General features: G+C 61.4%; 20 protein-coding genes, 1 tRNA gene and 3 pseudogenes. 13 read left to right on the top strand and 11 right to left on the bottom strand.

Annotated elements, in window-relative coordinates:
• Nucleotides 1–36: 36 nt before the first annotated feature.
• Nucleotides 37–570: a cob(I)yrinic acid a,c-diamide adenosyltransferase gene (locus HACJB3_RS06585; protein ID WP_008415025.1), complete on the top strand. Its 534-nt coding sequence runs from the start codon at nt 37–39 to the stop codon at nt 568–570.
• A 1-nt stretch (nt 571) separates the two neighbouring features.
• On the opposite strand, the gene HACJB3_RS06590 is transcribed toward HACJB3_RS06585, so the two are convergent.
• A complete protein-coding gene (locus HACJB3_RS06590; protein WP_008415026.1) occupies nt 572–2275 on the bottom strand; it encodes an adenine deaminase C-terminal domain-containing protein in 1704 nt (567 codons plus the stop codon).
• A gap of 130 nt (nt 2276–2405) precedes the next feature.
• On the opposite strand from HACJB3_RS06590, the gene HACJB3_RS06595 reads away from it, so the two are divergent.
• Together HACJB3_RS06595 and HACJB3_RS06600 are read left to right on the top strand one after the other, a co-directional pair.
• A tRNA-Val gene (locus tag HACJB3_RS06595) sits at nt 2406–2480 on the top strand.
• An 81-nt stretch (nt 2481–2561) separates the two neighbouring features.
• Nucleotides 2562–4043 (top strand): methyl-accepting chemotaxis protein, encoded by a 1482-nt coding sequence (locus HACJB3_RS06600; protein ID WP_238532846.1) that lies wholly within the window; start codon nt 2562–2564, stop codon nt 4041–4043.
• Between the two features lie 115 nt (nt 4044–4158).
• On the opposite strand, the gene HACJB3_RS21030 is transcribed toward HACJB3_RS06600, so the two are convergent.
• A complete protein-coding gene (locus HACJB3_RS21030; RefSeq protein ID WP_008415029.1) occupies nt 4159–4281 on the bottom strand; it encodes a hypothetical protein in 123 nt (40 codons plus the stop codon).
• 46 nt (nt 4282–4327) lie between these two features.
• Entirely contained in the window at nt 4328–4960 is a 633-nt protein-coding gene (locus tag HACJB3_RS06605; protein ID WP_008415030.1) for an SOUL family heme-binding protein, read from the bottom strand.
• A 77-nt stretch (nt 4961–5037) separates the two neighbouring features.
• Between HACJB3_RS06605 and HACJB3_RS06610 the strand changes: the two genes are divergently transcribed.
• The 3 genes from HACJB3_RS06610 (at nt 5038) to HACJB3_RS06620 (ending at nt 8294) form a co-directional block, all read left to right on the top strand.
• Nucleotides 5038–5799 (top strand): GNAT family N-acetyltransferase, encoded by a 762-nt coding sequence (locus HACJB3_RS06610; protein ID WP_008415032.1) that lies wholly within the window; start codon nt 5038–5040, stop codon nt 5797–5799.
• A 38-nt stretch (nt 5800–5837) separates the two neighbouring features.
• Nucleotides 5838–6986 (top strand): threonine synthase, encoded by a 1149-nt coding sequence (gene thrC, locus HACJB3_RS06615; RefSeq protein WP_013199433.1) that lies wholly within the window; start codon nt 5838–5840, stop codon nt 6984–6986.
• A 225-nt stretch (nt 6987–7211) separates the two neighbouring features.
• A complete protein-coding gene (locus tag HACJB3_RS06620) occupies nt 7212–8294 on the top strand; it encodes a glutamate-cysteine ligase family protein (protein WP_008415036.1) in 1083 nt (360 codons plus the stop codon).
• A 1-nt stretch (nt 8295) separates the two neighbouring features.
• Here HACJB3_RS06620 and sucD read toward each other — a convergent pair whose 3' ends face one another.
• The 3 genes from sucD to HACJB3_RS06635 all read right to left on the bottom strand — a co-directional run bounded on the left by sucD (nt 8296) and on the right by HACJB3_RS06635 (nt 11222).
• Nucleotides 8296–9165 carry a succinate--CoA ligase subunit alpha gene (sucD, locus tag HACJB3_RS06625; protein WP_008415038.1) on the bottom strand — a complete coding sequence of 290 codons (870 nt, stop codon included), beginning with the start codon at nt 9163–9165 and terminating at the stop codon, nt 8296–8298.
• Between the two features lie 79 nt (nt 9166–9244).
• A complete protein-coding gene (gene sucC / locus HACJB3_RS06630; RefSeq protein ID WP_008415040.1) occupies nt 9245–10390 on the bottom strand; it encodes an ADP-forming succinate--CoA ligase subunit beta in 1146 nt (381 codons plus the stop codon).
• Nucleotides 10391–10514: 124 nt separating this feature from the next.
• Nucleotides 10515–11222: a DUF2270 domain-containing protein gene (locus tag HACJB3_RS06635; protein ID WP_008415042.1), complete on the bottom strand. Its 708-nt coding sequence runs from the start codon at nt 11220–11222 to the stop codon at nt 10515–10517.
• Between the two features lie 103 nt (nt 11223–11325).
• Between HACJB3_RS06635 and HACJB3_RS06640 the strand changes: the two genes are divergently transcribed.
• The 5 genes and pseudogenes from HACJB3_RS06640 to HACJB3_RS06655 all read left to right on the top strand — a co-directional run bounded on the left by HACJB3_RS06640 (nt 11326) and on the right by HACJB3_RS06655 (nt 14759).
• Nucleotides 11326–12336, top strand: a complete 1011-nt coding sequence (locus HACJB3_RS06640) for an ABC transporter ATP-binding protein (RefSeq protein ID WP_008415044.1) — start codon at nt 11326–11328, stop codon at nt 12334–12336.
• Nucleotides 12336–12614, top strand: a pseudogene (locus HACJB3_RS06645) (ABC transporter); the annotation flags it as partial. The gene HACJB3_RS06640 and the pseudogene HACJB3_RS06645, both read left to right, overlap by 1 nt.
• Before the next feature lie 405 nt (nt 12615–13019).
• Nucleotides 13020–13325 carry a hypothetical protein gene (locus HACJB3_RS06650; protein WP_008415046.1) on the top strand — a complete coding sequence of 102 codons (306 nt, stop codon included), beginning with the start codon at nt 13020–13022 and terminating at the stop codon, nt 13323–13325.
• Between the two features lie 156 nt (nt 13326–13481).
• Nucleotides 13482–14267 carry a hypothetical protein gene (locus HACJB3_RS19590; protein WP_148258235.1) on the top strand — a complete coding sequence of 262 codons (786 nt, stop codon included), beginning with the start codon at nt 13482–13484 and terminating at the stop codon, nt 14265–14267.
• Nucleotides 14268–14405: 138 nt separating this feature from the next.
• Nucleotides 14406–14759, top strand: coding sequence for a hypothetical protein (locus tag HACJB3_RS06655; protein ID WP_008415047.1), 354 nt, complete (start codon nt 14406–14408; stop codon nt 14757–14759).
• Between the two features lie 381 nt (nt 14760–15140).
• Here the strand turns inward: HACJB3_RS06655 and HACJB3_RS06660 are convergent, their stop codons facing one another.
• The 4 genes and pseudogenes from HACJB3_RS06660 to HACJB3_RS18740 all read right to left on the bottom strand — a co-directional run bounded on the left by HACJB3_RS06660 (nt 15141) and on the right by HACJB3_RS18740 (nt 17612).
• A complete protein-coding gene (locus HACJB3_RS06660; protein ID WP_008415048.1) occupies nt 15141–15647 on the bottom strand; it encodes an SWIM zinc finger family protein in 507 nt (168 codons plus the stop codon).
• A 457-nt stretch (nt 15648–16104) separates the two neighbouring features.
• Nucleotides 16105–16836 (bottom strand): tyrosine-type recombinase/integrase, encoded by a 732-nt coding sequence (locus HACJB3_RS06665; RefSeq protein WP_238532847.1) that lies wholly within the window; start codon nt 16834–16836, stop codon nt 16105–16107.
• Between the two features lie 69 nt (nt 16837–16905).
• Nucleotides 16906–17106: pseudogene (locus tag HACJB3_RS21235) on the bottom strand (site-specific integrase); the annotation flags it as partial.
• The gene (locus tag HACJB3_RS18740; RefSeq protein ID WP_008415050.1) at nt 17103–17612 is read right to left on the bottom strand and encodes a hypothetical protein; all 510 of its coding nucleotides are present in this window, start codon (nt 17610–17612) and stop codon (nt 17103–17105) included. The pseudogene HACJB3_RS21235 and the gene HACJB3_RS18740, both read right to left, overlap by 4 nt.
• 62 nt (nt 17613–17674) lie before the next feature.
• Between HACJB3_RS18740 and HACJB3_RS06670 the strand changes: the two are divergent.
• Both HACJB3_RS06670 and HACJB3_RS06675 read left to right on the top strand, forming a co-directional pair.
• Nucleotides 17675–18181: pseudogene (locus tag HACJB3_RS06670) on the top strand (ABC transporter permease); the annotation flags it as partial.
• A 39-nt stretch (nt 18182–18220) separates the two neighbouring features.
• Entirely contained in the window at nt 18221–19174 is a 954-nt protein-coding gene (locus HACJB3_RS06675) for an NADPH:quinone reductase (RefSeq protein WP_008415052.1), read from the top strand.
• A 1-nt stretch (nt 19175) separates the two neighbouring features.
• On the opposite strand, the gene HACJB3_RS06680 is transcribed toward HACJB3_RS06675, so the two are convergent.
• Nucleotides 19176–19775, bottom strand: a complete 600-nt coding sequence (locus HACJB3_RS06680) for a HalOD1 output domain-containing protein (protein ID WP_008415053.1) — start codon at nt 19773–19775, stop codon at nt 19176–19178.
• Nucleotide 19776: the final 1 nt, after the last annotated feature.

Consider the following 19776-nt stretch of genomic DNA (forward strand, 5'->3'; position numbering starts at 1 on the left):
CTCGGAAGCTAAGTGGGTCCGCGCGCTCTCGTCGGTATGAAGGTCTACACCGGCCGCGGCGACGAGGGACAGACCGACCTCCGGACCATGGAACGGGTCTCGAAGACCAGCCCCCGGATCGATGCCTACGGCACGGTCGACGAGGCCAACGCGCTGGTGGGGACGGCGCGGCCGGCTGGCTACGACGACGTCGACGACCAGCTACGGGGGATCCAAAACCACCTTCACGTCCTGCAGGCGGACTTCGCGAACCCCGACCCCGACGAGGACGACCACCGCGTGCGCGAGGCACACGTCGAGCAGTTGGAGGCGTGGATCGATTCCTACGACGAGGAACTCGACCCCCTCCAGCAGTTCGTCCTCCCGGGGGGCAGCGAGACGGGCGCGAAACTGCACCACGCCCGCGCCGTCGTCCGGCGGGCCGAACGCCGCGCCGTCGCGCTCGCCGAGGACGAACCGATAAACGAGGTCGCCGTCGTCTACCTCAATCGCCTCTCGGACGCGCTGTTCGTGATCGCACGGGCGGTGAACAAACGCGAGGGCGTCCGCGAGGAGAACCCGACGTACTGACCTATCGAAGGCCGACCAGTTCGCGCGCCCGAACGTCGGCGTAGCCCGAAAACGAGAGTTTCAGCGCGGGGACGCCCGGAAACGAGAGCGTCTGGATCGCAAGCAGTGGGCGGTCGACCCCGACCCCGCGGGCCCGGAGCGCGCTCTCGACCGTGCCAGTCAGCGTCGCCGTCTCCTCGACGTCGAGGTCCGAGCAGAGCCCGCCGACCCGCAGCGGGAGTTCGGCGACGATCTCCCCGTCGGCGACCGCCCACCCGCCGCCCATCCCCGCGACGCGCGCGGCGGCGCGGGCCATCTCGCGCTCGTCGGCCCCGACGACGATCACGCCGGGGCGCTCCCAGGCCAGCGACGTGGCCACCGCACCCGATTCCAGCCCCAGCCCCGTCAGAAAGCCGGTAAACCCCCCCTCGCTGTCGGCGCGCCGATCGAGCAACGCGGCCTTGAGCACGTCCCCGTCCGGATCCGGCCGGAACCCGCCGCCCTCGACGACCGGCGAGACGCGCTGTTCACCGGTCAGGAGTCCGCCTTCGAGCGTGATCGCACGTACCCAATCGCCGTCGGCCGGTGTCGAAAACGCCCCGGGATCGGTCGGGATCGAGACGCTGTCGTAGAACTCCGGGGGGTACTCGCGGTTGCGCGGGCCGACAGTGGCCGAGCCGTTTCTGACGACCACCTCCCCGCCGCTGACGACGGTCTCGACTCGCACCCCTTCGAGGTCCGAGAGCACGACCACGTCGGCGACGTTGCCCGGCGCGAGCGATCCGCGGTCCGAGAGGCCGAAGTGTTGGGCCGGCGAGAGCGTCGCCATCCGGATCGCGTCCGTCGGTTCGATGCCGGCCTCGATGGCGCGGCGGACCACCCGATCCATGTGCCCGTCGGTCAGATCGCGCGGCCAGACGCCGTCGCTCGACAGCGAGCACTCGGCGGGGTCGACCCTGTCGATGGCCGCGGCCAGCGCCTCGATGTCGTCGCGAACCGACCCACACCGCCCGACGACGTGGATCCCGTTTTCGGCGCGCTCGATGACTCCCTCGCGAGTGATGGCCTCGTGGTCGTCGTCTATAATCGAGGCGAAGGCGGCGAGGTCCGCCCCGCGACAGCCCGCGGCGTGACCCGTCACCGGCTTGCCGACCTCGCCGGCGCGCTCGTAGAGCGCCTCGGCGGGCGTATCGCGGCCGACCGCGTGGATCCAGCCGCTCTCGCCGACCCCCACCACCCGGTCGTCCGCGAGCAGGTCGAGCAGTTCGCTCGCCTCCTCGTCGGTCGCCGCCGGGGGCTCGAACGTATCGAACAGCGGGGTCGGCGGGAGGGTCGCCCGTACGGTGACCGGCAGGTAGGCGGTCGCCGCGAGGAACTCCTCGATTCCGGACGGGCCGAACGAACCGAACCCCGAGCACTCGGAGATCACCGTCGTCGTCCCGCCCTCCAGCGAGTAGTGGTAGGCCAGTTCGTAACACTGCTGGAGGTCGAGATGGGTGTGGGCGTCGATAAAGCCCGGAACGACCGCCCTGCCGTCGGCGTGGATGACCTCGGTGTCGGGGCCGACCGCCGACTCGGGGTCCGCGGGGAGCGCCGCGACGCGGTTGTTGACGACCGCGACGGCCCGCGACTGGAACTCGCCCAGTTCGGGGAGTAACACCCGTCCGCCCTCGACGACGAGGTCCGCGGACGCCTCGCCGAGCGCGACCATCTGGAGGTCGTTCATCCGTCCACCACCGCCCGCTTGCACGCTGGCATGGCACGTGGTACCAGAGCGGGGATTAAACCTGTTGTGTCACGACCGGCGGGCCGGGAGACAGAATCCTTAAGTCGAGTCCGGGGAAACAACTCGCTGCGGGTCGGTGATCTAGTCCGGTTATGATACCTCCTTCACACGGAGGAAGTCGGCGGTTCGAATCCGCCCCGACCCACTGATTCTGTGGCGGTACGCGAGTATCCGACGTGATAGCTGGACGAATAGATATATATTCTCAGACATTAATTTTGACTAAATGACAGCTGTGGATCAGACGGCCGAGGACGGATCGATCGCCCTCGGCGTCGGGTACGAGGCGGTGCTCGACGGGATCCGGTATCCCGCGTTCGTCCTCGACGCCGAGCGCCGGGTCGTCGCGTGGAACGGGGCGCTGGCGGCGTTCACGGGGACGCCGCGCGAGGAGATTATCGGTCGAACGGAAGCCAGCACCGCCTTCTATCAGGACGGCCGTCGGGCGAAGACGCTCGCCGATAAGGTGATCGAGGCGCCCGAATCGGCCGACGAGGTCTTCGACGTGCCCCGGACGGACGCCGAGGGCACGGCCTACGGCGACGAGAGCACCATGTTCAACGCCCGCGGCGAGGAGCGAAACATCCGCTTTACGGCGACGCCGCTGTACGACGGCGAGGAACTGGTCGGCGCGGTCGAGACCGTCCGGGACGTCACCGACGAGAAGCGCCGCGGCGAGGCAATGGAGCGGCTGGTCGAGGAGACCGTCGAGACGATGAGCGCACTCAGCGCGGGCGAGTACTCGGCGCGCGCGAGTTTCGACTGTGAAGCCGGAGTCATCCGCGAGGACCTCCTCGGCGTGGTCGACGCGACCAACCGGCTGGCCGACCGCTTCGAGGCGCTGATGGACGACCTGCAGGCCGAATCGGAGACCCTCTCGGTGACCATCGACGACGCCGCCGGCGCAGCCACCGAAATCGACGCCCTGACCGACGAGCAGAACCGCTCGTTGCGGACGGTCGCCGACGGGATGGGCGAGTTCAGCGCGAACATGCAGGAGGTCGCGGCGACCGCCGCTGAGGTCTCGAACGCCGCCGACGCGGCGACCCAGGCGACGAGCGCCGGTACCGACGCCAGCGAGAACGCCCGCGAAGCGACCGACGAACTCGTCGCGACGAGCGACCGACTCACCGGGACGGTCCGCGAACTCGACGAGCGGATGGCCTCGATCGAGAACGTCGTCGAGGTGATCGAGCGCGTCGCAGACGAAACGAACCTGCTCGCGCTCAACGCTTCGATCGAGGCCGCACGCGCCGGCGAGGCCGGTGCGGGCTTTGCGGTCGTCGCAAACGAGATCAAATCACTGGCCGACGAGACGAAGACACACACCACTGAAATCACCGCACTCCTCGACGGCGTTCAGGAGCAGACGGCGGTCACCGTCGAGGCCGCAGAGCAGTCGAACCGGCTGGTCGAGGACGCCACGGGCGAGATCGACGAGGCGTTCTCGGCGCTCTCGCGGATCGAGGAGGCGGTCGACGAGGCCGCCTACGGTATCGAGGAGGTCGTGGCGGCCAACGACCAGCAGGCCGCGACGATCGAGGAGGTCACGGCGACCGTCGAGGACGTGACCGAGCAGTCCGACGAGATAACCGATCTGAGCGGCGATATCGTCGACCGGACGACCGCCCAGCAGGAGTCGCTCTCGTCGCTTTCGGCCCACCTGCGCTCGGACCGATCGCGGGCGGACCCGTCAACTGACGGGTGAACCTATTAGTACGTCGCCGGTCTGGGAACGGACATGACCGCTGGACTCAAAGGACTGCTCAAACGCGTTTTCACACTGAAGCTGCTCCGGAAACTCCTCCGGAAGATCCGGTAGCCTAGAGCAAGCCGACGAGCCGATAGAGCAACCCGATCACGAACAGCGCGACCAGCAGGGCCGTCACCACGGGGACGGCCGGCGAGAGCGTCCCCGGTCCGGTTCCGAACTCGGTGTCGAACATACACGCCACTCTCGCCGATGGTGGATAAGCCTTCCCTCGGCGCGGGTCATCGGTCCTCGAGGACGACCGCGACCTCGTTGGTCCGCATGAACGGCGGGGTCAGCGGCGGATCGTAGCGCAACAGGACCGGCTCGCCGACGGTGGCGATCCCACGGTCGGCGAGCGCGTCGGCGAGACGAGCCGTAATCCGCCGCGTCCGGTCCTCGGTCGCGTACCACGAGAACGACGCGATCCCGAGGGTTCGCTCGGGGTCGACGACGAGCCGTACCGACGGGTCCGTGGGCAGCGGTGCGTCCTCGGGGTCGTATTCCGACGGGAGGTAAAACGCCATCCGAACGCTTCCGTCCGCGGGCACGTCGGTGGTTCGGACCGGCGCGGTCATCGGGATCTCGACGCCCTCGGTTCTGTCGGTCCGGACCGGGGCGGTCATCGCGATCTCCTCGCGTCGCTCGTTCGCACCGCTGATGTACTCGAACAGCCGGCCGAAGGCCACGCGCTCGTCGGGGGCGGTGGTCTCGACGGCTATCGTCGGGGGATAGCGACGGAGTTCGACGCCGTCGAACCGATCGAGCACCTCGTACGGGACGCGCTCGGCGGCACGTGCCCGATGGAGCCGTCTCGCTGAAACGGCGGTGAAGAGGGCGATCCCGGCGGCGAGGGCGACGGTTCGGCGGTTCATGTCTCGAGGAGGCGCCCGGGCGGCAAATACCTGCGTTCGCGGAAAACAGTTTAGTAGCGAGCACCCACAGACGGGGTATGGCAATCCGAGACGCGACCCGTTCGGACGTCGCGGCCATCCGCGAGGTGGCCCGCCAATCGCTGCGGACGTCCTACGCACACTTTCTGGAGGAGCAAACGATCGATGACGCCGTCGAGCAGTGGTACGGCGACGGCCGACTCGAGGAACTGATCTCCGACGAGGCCGACGACGTCTCGATTCCCGTCCTCGAGGTCGACGGCGAGATCGTCGCGTTCGCTCAGTGTTACCTCGTCGAGTTCCCCGAGCGCGTCGGCGAGATCCACTGGCTGCACGTCGATCCCGAACACCGCGGCGAGGGCTACGGCTCGCAGCTCTACGAACACGTCCGCGAGACGTTCGAGGAGGAGGGAATCGACCGGTTCAAGGGCTTCGTCTTCGCGGAGAACGAACCCGGCAACGAGTTCTACGAGCGCCGGGGCTACGAGTCGGCCTACACCCACACCCAGGAGATCGCCGGCGAGGAGTACACCGAGAACGTCTGGGTCGATATTCCCGAAGGCGAGCGGTATCGCCGTGCGGTCGAGCCCCACGAGGACGCGGACGGAACCACGCTGTACGTCGCCTACCGGGAGGCCTCCGTGGGATCGCGCGGAGCGTTTCACGTCGCCTATCTCGACGAGGACCTCGAGGAGCGCTACGGCTGGTTCTGTTCGGCCTGCGAGAGTTTCGACAACGCGATGGACGCCTCGGGCCGGATCGTCTGCAACGAGTGTGGGAACACCCGCAAGGCGACGCGCTGGGACGCCGCCTACCTCTAACCCGTAGGCTCTTTTCGCCGCCCGCCGTCGCCTCGCGTATGTCGACCGTCCGATGTTACGACTGTGGCCGTTCGTTCGCCTTTCCCGAGCGAAAGCGCTGTGAGTGTGGCGAACCCCTCTGGTTCGACCATGGGGAAGTCGCGTGGCCCGATCGACGCGATCCGGGGATGTGGCGCTACGCCGACTCGCTTCCCGCCGCGGCCCCCGCGGGCGTCGGGGCCGCCGCCGGCGGCACGCCGCTGGTCCGGGCGCCCCGCCTCGATACCGGCGGCGTCGAACTGTACCTGAAAGACGAGGGGCAGAACCCGACGGGAAGTTTCAAGGACCGGGGCAGCGCGCTGGCGGTCGCCTCCGCCCGCGAGCGCGGGATCGATCGTGTGGGGACCGTCTCGCATGGCAACATGGCGATGAGCACCGCCGCGTGTGCGGCCGGCGCGGGATTGGAATGTACGGTCTGTGTCCCCGCCGACATCCCCGAGGAGCGTCTTGCCCATATTGCACGTTACGGCCCCGAAATCCTGCGCGTCGAGGGCGAGTACGGTCGTCTGTACGAGCGATCCTTAGAACTAGAGGGGGTTGACTTCGTCAACTCCGATACCCCGCTTCGGGTCGCGGGCCAGAAGACGGTCGCCTACGAGATCTGCGAGGCGTTCGCGTCCGACGTCCCCGACGCGATCGTCCTTCCGGTGTCTAGCGGCGGCCAACTGAGCGGGATCTGGAAGGCGATCCTCGAACTGCGCGCCGCCGGCCTGATCGACGAACGCCCCCGCCTGTACGCCTCTCAGGCGAGCGCCTGCGACCCGATCGTCCGGGCGTTCGGGGCCGACAGACGGGAAGTGAGCCCGATCGAGGGTGGGGAGACGATCGCCTACTCGATCGCCAACGCCGACCCCCCGAGCGGAAATCGGGCGCTCGCGGCGCTGCGGGATACGGATGGCGGGGCGGTGTCGGTATCCGACGATGCCATCCGCGCCGCCCAGCGACGACTCGCCCGCAAGGGGGGCTTTCGCGTCGAGGCGTCCTCGGCGGTCGCCTACGCCGGTCTCGAACGACTACTCGAGCGCGGCGAGATCGGCTCCGGAGAGCGCGTCGTGGTGATCCTCACCGGGAGTGGGTTCAAGGAATCCGACAGCGTTTCGATCAACGCGAAGAGGGTCACACTCGACGCGCTGACGGGCGCGTTCTAGGACTGTCGCGATACCCCCGAAGACGCGACAAGAGTTATAGGGGTGTCCCGCGACACTACGATTGAATAGAAACATCGAAACCGTGTCCGGGGTTCGGTGTTCGTTCGAACGATTCCGATCCGGTCGGAGTCGAGCCCGTCCAGCCGTGTGAGAGAACGACTCGCTTGCCATCGTTTCTCGGGTACGGAGCTACTGGCGGCAGCGGTCGAGACCGGACGAAACACAATGAAAACGAGCATCGAGGTGGAGTTCTGGGTGATCGACCGGGACGGATCGCTGACCGATCCCGGGGATCTGACGGAGATCTCCCCACAGGTCGAAGAGGAGTTCGTCGACTGTCTCTTCGAGATAAAGACGACCCCGTGTGAGTCGATCGACGAACTGCGCGACGAACTGGTGGGACGACTGGCCGAAACCATCCGCGAGGCGAAGCGACGCCGAAAGGCACTCGTGCCGCTCGGCACGCCGATCAACGGCGGAGACATCGCCCAGTTTCCCGAGGAGCGAAGCCGCATCCAGCGCCGGGTCCTCGGTGAGGACTTCGACTATGCCAAACACTGTGCGGGCACGCACATTCACTTCGAGAAGCGTCGCATCGTCGACCAGTTGAACGCGCTCGTCGCGCTGGATCCAGCCCTCGCGCTGGCGAACTCCTCGCCGTACTACAAGGGCCGACGGGTCGCCGCCGGCGCACGGCCCTACATCTACCGCAAGCGGGGCTACGCCCAGTTCCCCGATCACGGCCAGCTCTGGAGCTACGTCGATAGCGTCGCCGAGTGGAACGACCGCCTCACCGAGCGCTACGTCGAGTTCGAGCGCGCCGCGCTCGATGCCGGGATCGACGAGCGCACGTTCAAACGCCACTTCACGCCCGACGATACCATCTGGACCCCCGTCCGACTGCGGAAGGCCTACCCCACCGTCGAGTGGCGCTCGCCCGACGCCACGCTCCCGAGTCAGATCCTCCGCCTCGCCGAGGAGATGTACGCGGTCGTAGAGCGGGCAAACGAGAGCGTCACCATCGAGGGCCACCACGGGTTCGCGACCGACGACGGGCTGGTGTTGCCGGAGTTCGACGTGGTCCGCGAACTCACCGACGCCGCCATCCACGAGGGACTGGGGGCGGATCGCGTCCGCTCGTACCTCGACGGAATGGGATTTGCGGTCGATGCCTACGACCCGCTCACCGAGCGCCTCGACGGCCAGGAGTACGTCGGCGAAGCGGACGCCCGCTCGCTCAGAACGACGTACGCTCGCCGGCTCGAACGCGACGTCGCCCGTCTCGAAAAAGGGCAGCAGCGCGTGTAGTCTACAGCAAGTCCTCGACGTTGTCGGCGACCTCCTCGGGGGTGTCCCCGACGGGAACGCCAGCGTCGTTCAGCGCGTCGATCTTCGATTCTGCGGTGCCCGTCCCGCTGCCCGAGACAATGGCACCGGCGTGGCCCATCCGCTTGCCCGGCGGGGCCGTGCGGCCGGCGATGAAGCCCGCGACAGGGGTGTCCATGTTCTCGGCGATGAACTCGGCGGCCTGCTCTTCGTCCTCGCCACCGATCTCGCCACACATGACGACCGCGTCGGTCTCGGGGTCCTCTTCGAACAGCGAGAGGGCGTCGACGAAGGAGGTGCCGATGATCGGGTCGCCGCCGATACCGACGGCGGTCGTCTGACCCAGCCCGCGGTTGGTGAGGTTGTCGACGACCTGGTAGGTCAGGGTGCCCGAGCGCGAGACCAGCCCGACGTTACCCGACGAGAAGATGTTGCCGGGTAGGATGCCGAGTTTGGCCTCGTCGGGGGTGATAAGGCCGGGACAGTTCGGACCCACGAGGTGGGTGTCGACCTCCGAGAGGCGCTTGTAGACCTTGCTCATGTCCTGGGTCGGGATCCCCTCGGTGATCGCGACCGCGAGGTCGAGCTCGGAATCGAGCGACTCGAAGATGGCGTCCGCGGCGAACGCCGGCGGGACGAAGATAACGGAGGCGTCCGCGTCCTCCTCGCGCACGGCCTGGGAGACGGTGTCGTAGACCGGCACGCCGGCGACCTCCTGGCCGCCGCGTCCGGGCACCGCGCCCGCGACGACGTTCGTGCCGTACTCCATCATCTGTTCGGTGTGGAACTTCCCCTCGCCGCCGGTGATGCCCTGGACGACCACGCGGGTGTCCTCGTCGACTAGAATGCTCACGCGAACCACCTCGTGGTGAGGGTGAAGTTATCGTGCGCGAGCGAGCGAACTCCGTGAGCGAGCGAGTGTACGATTGAACTCATTGGTGGACCTCCTGTGCGTTCTCGACGGCACGCTGAACCGCTTCCTCCAGCGTCTGTTCGACCTGTACTAGATCGGCGTTCAGGATTTCCATGCCCTCCTCGGCGTTCGTCCCCGCCAGTCGGACGACGACCGGTTTCGGAATCTCGTCGAACTGCTCTAAGGCGTTGTTGATCCCCTTTGCGACCTCGTCGCCGCGGGTGATGCCCCCGAAGATGTTGAACACGACCGACTCGACGTTCTCGTCGGAAAAGACCATGTCCAGCGCGTTCGCGATCCGGTCGGCTTTCGCACCGCCACCGACGTCGAGGAAGTTCGCGGGCTCACCACCATAATAATCGACCAGGTCGAGCGTCGTCATCACGAGACCGGCGCCGTTGCCGATGATGCCGACGTCGCCCTCCAGGCGGACGTAGTCGAAGCCATACTCGCCGGCCTTTCGTTCGAGGTCGTCGGTGTAGGACTCCTCTTCCATTTCGGCCAGCTCGGCCTGGCGAAAGAGCGCGTCCTCGTCGATGTTCATCACGGCGTCGGCCGCGATGACCTCGCCGTCGCTGGTGACCATCAGCGGGTTGATTTCGGTATCGGAGGCGTCGCGGTCGTCCCAGAGCGAAAAGAGCGTCGTGAGGACGCTCGAAACGTCGCCTGCGACCTCGCGGTCGATCCCGGCGTCATAGACCACCCGGCGGGCCTGATAGGGCTGGAGGCCGAAGGCGGGGTCGACGTGCTCGCGGGCGATCGCGTCGGGGTCCTCTTCTGCGACTTCCTCGATGTTCACACCGCCCTTTCGTGAGACCATCGCGACGGGTTTCCCTTCGCCCCGGTCCATCGTCACGCCGACGTAGAGTTCGTCGACGAAGTCGACGGCCTCCTCGACGAGGACGCGTTCGACGGTGTAGCCTTTCAGGTCCATCCCCAGGATCGAGTCGGCGGCCTCGCGGGCCTCCTCGTCGTTCTCGACGAGTTCGATCCCGCCGGCCTTGCCGCGCCCACCGACCTGCACCTGCGCCTTGACGGCGACTGGATACCCGACCGACTCGGCCGCAGACAGCACCTCCTCGGTGCTTTCTGCGAGTTGCGAATCGGGCGTCGGGATGCCCGCGTCGGCGAACACCGACTTCGCCTGATACTCGTGGAGCTTCATTGGTGACTCGAACGGAACTCCTGCGTACGGCGAGTTAGTAGTACCGAAAGCGGTCGCAATGCTTGCCGCGAGGGGGCGATTCGCCGGGAATCGTCCGGTCCGTTGATTCCGGGTCGATGGCGGCTCACTCCTCGTCCTTCCACTCGCCGGCCTCGACGCCGTGGTACTCGCCTTTGGCCTGCCGTGGAGTCGGCCACGCCGTCAACGCGAGCGCACAGGTGTAGTACGCGAGGACGGTTCCGACCACGACCGTCCCCGGGACCCCCGGCATCGCGGCGGTCTCGACCCAGCCCTCCCCGGGAACGAAGAGGCTGATCCGAAACAGCCACGCCAGGAGCAGCACGCTCAACAACAGGAAGTAGACCCGTCGCAGTCGTCGTGTTATCGCCTCCCGGGCCGAAACCTTCAACGTGGGGTTTCGCAGGTCGTCGGCGAGGTCGGTGCGCCATTCAGGTCGGATCGAGCTCTCGGGGTTGAAGGCGTTGGCGAAGACGTTCTCCTCGATCATCCGGACTCGTGATCGCGTGGCGTCGAACGACCGGTAGCGCCTGATGTCGAAGACGAGAAAGACCGACAGGGCGAACATGCCGATCAACAGGAAGTACGGCGGACTCTCGGACGAGGCGAACGACAGCGAGAGGACGGCGGCGATCACGGCGATGGCCCAGTCGGTCGTCAGGTCCAGCCTGTCCAGCCGTTTCGACATCTGTCCGACCTCCCCCCGGTAGTAGTGAGGCAGCAGGGCCAAGAAGTCCGAGGCCTCCGTGCCGGCTTTCGCGGCCACCTCACGCGCCTCGTGGGTCTCGGGGTCGAATCGATCGGTTCGGTCCATGTTCCCACTAGGCGCCCACGACCAAAGCTCTGGACGCCCCGGCGGTCCCGAACAGGCTTCCGCATCCGTCGCGCTTTATCGTCGCGAGCGCCTCGGTTCGACAATGACGCTTGCGATCGACGCGACCGATCTCGAAAAGGAGTACGGCGACGTCCGGGCGCTCGACGGCCTCTCGCTGTCGGTCGAGGCCGGGGAGTTCTTCGGTCTTCTCGGGCCGAACGGTGCGGGCAAGACCACGTTCATCAACACGCTGGTCGGACTGGTCAGAAAGACCGGCGGCGAGGTCAGCGTCTTCGGCGAGGACGTCGAGGACGACTACCGGGCGGTGCGCGACAGCATCGGGCTGGCCCCACAGGAATTCAACGTCGACCGGTTTTTCCCGATCCGCGAGGTGTTGATGCACAAGGCGGGCTACCATGGCGTGAGCGAGGCCGAACGGGAGCGACGGGCCGACGAGGCGCTCAAACTCGTCGGGATCTACGACAAGCGAAACACCCGTTTCGACTGGCTCTCGGGTGGGATGAAGCGCCGGCTCCTGCTCGCGCGTGCGATCGTCACCGAGCCGGACCTCCTGATCCTGGACGAGCCGACCGCGGGCGTCGACGTCCAGTTGCGCCACGACCTCTGGGAGGTGATCAACCGGCTGAACGACGAGGGGACGACGATCCTTCTCACTACGCACTACATCGAGGAGGCCGAACGCCTCTGTGACCGGGTCGCGATCATGGACTCGGGCCGGAAGGTCACGGTCGCCACACCCGAGGAACTGACCGAGCGGGGCAGCGACACGATCACCGTCGAACTGCGCGACCCGCCAGCGAACGCCCCGCCCCTCGACGGGATCGAAGCGATCGAGGGGACGCGACTGGAGGGGGACCGACTGGCCGTCCGGGTGGCCGGGAGCGGCGGTCGGGTCGCCCCCCGAGTGCTCAACGCCCTCGAAGACAGGGGTCACGAGATCACCGACATCGAGATCTCGCGCACGTCGCTGGAGGAGATCTTCGTCGAACTCACCGAAGGACAACGCGGGAGCGGTGACCCCGAGGAGAACGACGAAACCGACGAGGACGGTGTGACCGACGGGACGGCGCGTCTCGCTGGGGAGGCGCGCTGATGGCCGCAAACCCCCTCTCGGCGCGCTTTTATACGCTGCTCGAACGCGAGGTCCAGCGGTTCGTCCGCCGGCCGTGGAACACCTTCCTCCCGCCGATGATCACGAACGTACTCTACTTCTCCGTCTTCGGGGTGATCCTCGGGACGCGCATTCAGGAGATCCAGGGCTTCTCGTACATCCTGTTTCTCCTGCCCGGGCTCGTGGTGCTGGGTGCGATCTCGAACGCCTTCGAGAACGCCTCGTTTTCGATCTTTCACGGCCGGTGGAACGAGTACATCAATCTAAACGTGTGTAAAAGGTTGTGAGTACTTATAATATAAAGAGTATTCTCAGTATCACCTCAGTCGTGTCGAGATCCTTGGATTCTTGGATTCATATCAGTCTTCATATCTTTTTTATTTGGCGAGAGAATCCTTCCTTCTCGTATCCCGTCCGACCTGACTTCAGAAATCCCTCTACTCCTCGTTCAGTATAATGAAAAGTCTGTACACATATTATGTAACATTTCCGAAAGCTTTAAGTATCAGGAGATTGTAACTATATACGTATGACGCATAATATCATTCGAATGAATCAAAGCGAGAAGGATCGGCTCATGAAATCTATCGAAAAGAGGTACGGCGACCCCAATCGTATTTCTCACGGGCTCGCTATTGCTGAATTATCGGAGGAGGCTACAAAGAATGAGTGATACTCAAATGGCGCGAATGGCTGTCGCTCTATCGAGTCACTCTCCGAAGTATAAGGAGTATTCCGAAGAAGAAGAAGTGATCGAAGAATTACTTAAGGAGGAGGTCGAGCATACGACGAAACTACTTGAATCGAGAATTGCTATTAGTTCGAACGACGAAGATACTCAGTCGATTAGTGAGTTGAAGAAGTCTCTGCCGTCTACTGATACAGTCACCGAATTGGAGGAGTCTCATGGCTCTGAGAAGGCACAGCACATTCTCGATAAACAGAAAGAATTGCGAGAATTGCGAAAATAATTACATAGAATGATCTCTCTAATTTAATTTACTGAAAGAAAACTGCAAGTGTGATCGACACACCGCATATCCTATGAATTCCATATTGTGGTATGTGACGGTGCTACTTAAATCTGTCGATCACTTGTCAGGAAGACGAGAGCATTCAATTCATGAATGTCAACTACAGATACTACAAGTGTACAAACGTATAGTGATCGACCGAATATTCCCATTAAGGGTAAAGAATGGAGCGACGTAGAGTATTCTTTCAATAAAAAATTGAGTAAGACAGCACCTCATATTTATATGGGCACCGCGACTCCCCGCTTCACAAAGCCGCATGGAGATTATCATTACGCGAGGATCAAAGCAGTATCCGATTACTGTGAAGAACACTATGATCCTCTCACGACCGTCTGGCTCTCTCTTCAAGCCGACGAGAAAATCAGGGGAGAGTGGGTAGATCCATTGATGCACGACGATGGTTTCAGATCTAATGCCGTGAAACAATCCCTCTTTCGTGTGAGAAAGAAACTCGACGTAGACGAATGGGCTGGCTGTTGGCTGATGAGTCCAAGAAGAACAGGCTATAGCCACCGGCACTATGCTCTATGGATTAACAAGGAGGTCGAAGTAAGTGATTTTCATTCGGTGATCGATAGCCATGTACGTAATCACCCGACGGCTTCGAGTGAGAAAAACCAGTATAGAGACGCGATTCAGATTCGGCAAGGCGATGAGGTGAAAGGATTACCTGCCGAGATTGCTCATAATCTTCCCGAGATCGGAGCCTCTACTGATGTGAGAAGCGTCGATGAAGCGAGACGCTGGTGCTCGATGTACTGGTTCGATGATCGGATTCGATTTCAAGAATTAGGGAGCTTCAGAGAGTATGCCGAAGACAGTCGTCCAGAGAGAGAAGGTGTGTTCAAACACGGGCGAGGTTGGGTGAATGAATGAAGTGTTACGATCCTTCAGGATGTCATAGAACTCTTACCATGGTCGCTATTTTCACGGGTAGTCAGGACGAATTGACCGATATGTAGAGCCTGCGAATCTATCAGAAACTATTTTATCCGATAAACGACAATAGAAAACATGGCATGGATGGCTCAAGGGCTGGTTTTACTGTTTTTCTTGGTGCTTACTGGCCAGTATGCGTATCGGGAAGCGAAGAGGGAGAACCGGTCGTCACCGAGGCTTCGAGGGATCTTCTGGATAGTGTTCGGTATCCGAGGGGCCGTCACCTATCTTGTTCAGATCCAAAAACGAGAGTGGAAGCGATTAGGATGGATTGGATTTTCGCTACTACTCTTTGCGGTGTGGGCCGTCGGAACCTTCGGCTTCTGGGGACTAAGCGGTGGTTTTCATCTTTGGGGAGGACTGTTCGCTGGGCTCCTCGTCCTGTATTGGCAATTCAACCTCGAACAGGAGGGGGATGAGTTTAGATAGCTCACCATCGAGATATAACCGTGAAGTAGTGCCACTATATCTACCGATTCCACCCCTCCGAAGAGAGGGTATGAACTGTTCTATGACACCCTCATCCTTATTATGTGGTTCATGTGATAACACAGAATCCATCGAATCATCGATCTGTTACGATCCTTATTATGTGGTTCAGAGAGATGAGAGTATCCTTCGATCCTCAAATCATATAATGGTCATCGAATAAATCACTCAATCCATGAACCATATAATAGTCATCGTAACAGATCAATTACTCCTCGTATCTGACTCTATGATTACATGGACGATAGTATCGATCAGCGGGCGATGGTCCGACGATCTCGATATAGAGAATCCTCATACCACATACATGACATCGATCCATCACCGCTCCTCGAAGTGACGGCAGTCGAGAGAGTGAGTGAGCTGATCGAATCCTCCGAGTTTCGAGAGTAGTTCGTGTTCACAGTCACGGCACTTCTCGTATTCCTCGCCTCCCTGATCCTCCGGTTCGATGTGAGTACTGTATGCCTTCTGAAGAGCCTCACGTCCATCCTGAGAGCCGCCGTCCGTCACGAGAGGCGTAGACATTGCCACCATGATCGGCGCTCTTAGGAGGCAAGCGAGGCCGTGTTTACACATCCCTGAATGGTACTCGAAGGCCTTGCACGTGCAACGAACGGGCATCCCGTCCTCGAAGTGAACGCTGTAGGTATGGCCATTCTCGCCCTCATACGACGTGTTGTGAACGTTCACGACCTCGTGGGAGGCGATGCAGGTGAACTGATAGCAGTCGTCCTGTGCCTTCAAGAGAGCGCCGCTGGTAGCTCCCTCGATCAGGTCCTTCTTCGATCCGATACCGTTTTCCGATCCGCTTGTGTCTACTGACATGGGTTGATCCCAACCCACGGCTTCGGTGCTGCAAACACCGGAGCCACTTTCTATAATGGCTCGCCGTGAGTTACATCAACCTATGAGCCATACCCATATAAAGCTATCTGAATAATACTGATATGATATACGTATCCTATAGATCCTGTGCTCCGTTCTGAGAGCGATGAGTCTGAAGAGGTCATATGATACTCGTATCAATGCCATTCCTCTGAGGATGCCAGCACGTTCCATAGAATTGAATCCTACTCATACTCATTCCCTCAATCGAGGGCTTACTCTCTCCAATATATGAAACATCTGAGCATTACTGTATATAGATATAAACACTTTGCATGTCTTTATAGTATCTGAATAATACTGATAAGTTATATATATATCCTACATATGTAAAACGACCCCATGTAAGTATGAAGATGCTGTATTCCGACAATAGAGTACACTGAAAGCTCACATCTCAATATGGTGTGAATGCTCTTGCCGCCTTCTTATGATCCTCTTCTGCCATCTTCATATAGATTTCAGTTGTTTCAAGCTTTTCATGTCCGAGGAGAGCTTGAAGATTCCTCGGATTAATGCCACTCTTGATAGCCTGCACCGCGTAACTGTGTCGAAGGGTGTGGCTTGTAATCATATTGAGCTTTCTCTTACCACCTGCATAGCTCCCGGCAGTTGATTGTAAGTCGGCAGACTCTGCCGCTCCTTTCACAATTTGATTAATATAATCCGTGGTAACATGAGGATTCGTCTGTGTTGGGAAGAGATACGTATCAATATCTTTACCTACTAAGTTCTTCCCTCTGTATCCATCAAGGTATTCATCCATCAGAAAATCGATATACTCAGGGTTGTAGTACACAGTTCGAGAAGACGGTGACTTGGATTTGAAGGAGGGGATGTATATCGATGTCTCCTGTCTGTCAATCTCATCCATTTCGATAGACGCAAGTTCTCCGACTCGCATTCCTGTGTTGAATTGAAGTCGTATAAGAAGCTCATTTCTTCCGATAGGTGACGGCACATTTCTACAGAGAGTATCGATCTCATCAGGCGAGAGATATTGAATACCCTCTTTATTTTGAGACTTCCGAGATTTCTTCGTATCTCCTCTGAGGATTTTCTTGTCGTCCTTGTCGAAGCCCTCGTATGGATTTTCAGGCACCTTCGGCATGTCGAAGATGTCGGTCATCTTCGCACACTCCTGATAGAAGACGCTCACTGCCGAGACGTGAGTCGTGATCGTCGTCGGAGCATAGTCGTCTCTTGAGAGTTGCGTAGTATATGCGCGTAAATCTGCCGTTTGTGCATCCCATACAGTTTTTTCTCTTGATTCTTCAAGAAATGTCTTCCAATGTTTGATATTCCTCACATATCTCGATGCCGTCGCTCCCGTTTCCGAACGAGAGATGTCATTCCGACGATGCTCGAATTCTTCGAGGATTCCATTCCAGTTCATCATTCTCGTTTAATGTACACAGTTTTCTCGTTACTGTGGAGTCGCTCTACTCGGCTCGTCATATTTATGATATTATCAAGAGCGTCCTCCACCGTCTCCAAATCAGCACCTATAGATGATGCGATTTCATCTGCCGTGATCCCGTATTCCGCGTAATACCTTGTTCGATCAGCCGGAGGTACAGGGATCGCGTATTGAAGAAGGATCTTTGATAGATCATACAGTTCTCCTTCAGTTGATTGCTGATTATCCATATGGGTGACAGTCGTCTGAATATCAGAGACGTTTTCCTCCAATTCATTGAGCGCACTCATCAACTCTTCAGACGCGCCTGTGTCTCTCTGAGGAGCCTGTCGATTCTGTGAATGTAATCCTTCGAGTTCTCTGAAAACGCTTGTACGGATCAATTCTGCAAGGCTCTCATACTCTCCTGAGAGCACAGCATCTTCCCATTTCTCTTTCCTCTGTTCATTGACGACGAGAGCAATTCGTGGTTTTTCTGAAGGCATACCTTCTCTTTATCGAGGAGCACCTTGAACCTTTACACAACTTCTTGTACACCATCAGATTGATCGAGTACATCCACGAGACGATCACCTCGCCGCTTTCCTACACCGAGATGGTGCTTGCGTACGTCCTCTCGAGCGCTTCCAGAGGGATCGTCGTCGGGATCATCATCGCGGTCATCGGCGCGTTCTTCACCCCGGTGGGGGTCGAACACCCCCTGTACCTCGTGGCCTTTCTACTCGTGGTCACGCTGCTGTTTGCCGCCCTCGGAATCGTCGGTGGGCTGGTCGCCGAGGACTTCGACCACCTGACAGTGATGAACCAGTTCATCCTCCGCCCGCTGGTGTTTTTCGGCGGCGTCTTCTACTCGCTCGAGATCCTGCCGTCGCTGTGGCGGACCGCCTCGCTGTTAAACCCGATGGTCTACATGGTCAACGGCGTGCGCTATGGGTTTCTTGGTTACTCCGACGTGGACCCGAACGCCGCGCTTGCGGTACTCTCGGGGCTGACGCTCGCGGTGATCGCGCTCGATATCGCCATGTTCGCACGGGGCTACGGGCTGACGGACTGAGGGGGTAGGGTTTTGTCGTCCGAACCCGACTCCCCGCGTATGCGTGCGGTACGATACCACGACCACGGCGGCCCCGAAGTACTGAGCGTCGAGGAGATCGAGCGACCCGAACCGGGCGGACACGAACTGCTCGTCCGGGTCGCGGCCGCGGGGGTCAACCCCGTCGACACCTACTTCCGCGAGGGATCGTTCCAGCCCTATCAGCTGCCGATGACGCCCGGCTCGGACTTCTCGGGTGTCGTCGAGGAAACGGGCGACTGGACAGCCGGATTCGAGGCGGGCGATCGGGTGTTCGGAACCGGTCTCGGACGGGACCACCAGGGCACCTACGCCGAGTACGCGCTCGTGCCCACCGATAGGGTCGCCCACCTGCCCGAGAACGTCGACTTCGACGCGGGCGGCGGGGCGGGTGTCGCCGCCGTGACCGCGTGGCGCGCGCTGATCGACCACGCGGGCCTCGAACCCGCAGAGACCTGCCTGATCCACGGCGGTTCCGGCGGTGTCGGACACGCCGCCGTCGGACTGGCGGCGGCGACCGGCGCGGAAGTGGTGACGACCGCCGCGCCGGAGTACCACGACGTGTTGGAAGAACTGGGCGCCGATACCGTCCTCGACTACGCCGACGAGGACCTCGAAGAAGCGGTCGGGAAGTACGAACCGGCGGTGATCCTCGACCATCGCCTCGACGAGTACCTCGATTTCGACGCGGCGGTGGCCCAGCAGGGTGCGCGGATCGTCGGGATCGGCAACACCCGACCACAAGCGGGCTGGGAGAACGTCCCGGCCGCCCGTGCAAAGGAGCTCACCGTCCAGTTGATGAGCATGTTCAACACGCCCGACCTTTCGGCTCGTCTCGAACGGGTCGCGCGACTCATGGAGCGCGAGACGCTGTCGATCCACGTCGATCGGTGCTATCCACTTGAGGAGGCGGGCGAGGCCCAGCGCGCGGTGGTAGAGGAGAGCTTCCTCGGCAAACTCATGGTCGAACCCTGACTCAGTCGCCGACGTAGTACCACATCGCGTTGCCCTTCGCGACGTCGGGACAGGCCCCGAGTCCGGGCTTGACGACGGTCTCCCACCACCCGCCGTCGGGAATCGCGTACTCGCCCGGATAGCAGGGATAGACCTCGCGGATGAAGTCGCTCCGGCGGGCGCTGCCCTGGCCCCTAAGGAAAGCGTAGGCGGCAAGGATCGCCCGTCGGCGTTCGGTCTGTTCGGTGCCGGTCCCCGGGATGTATCGGTCCTCGATGAGGCTGCGGACCTGCTCGGGAGCGTCGCATTTGGGCTGGCGCGGTCGGTCGGTTTCGACGACGATCCGCCCGCTCGCGTGGACGGTGACCGCACAGTCTTTGTAGCGAAACGAGAGCGGGTCGTCGTCGCTCTCGTTGTCGAGGTGATCGCGGATCGAATCGGTGTCGACGACCGATTCCAGCGGCGGGACGAGGTCCATCGGGGCTTGGTCTCTGGCGGCGGCGATGGCCGTCGTGACGGCGACGATGGGCGACGTGTCGGCGGTGGGCGGGTAGTGGATCTCGTGGGTGGTGCCCTCGCCTTCAGTCGTGTCCGGCCGGCGGATCGGGTCGTCTTGTGACATG

It is taken from the genome of Halalkalicoccus jeotgali B3, assembly GCF_000196895.1.
GTDB lineage: Archaea > Halobacteriota > Halobacteria > Halobacteriales > Halalkalicoccaceae > Halalkalicoccus > Halalkalicoccus jeotgali.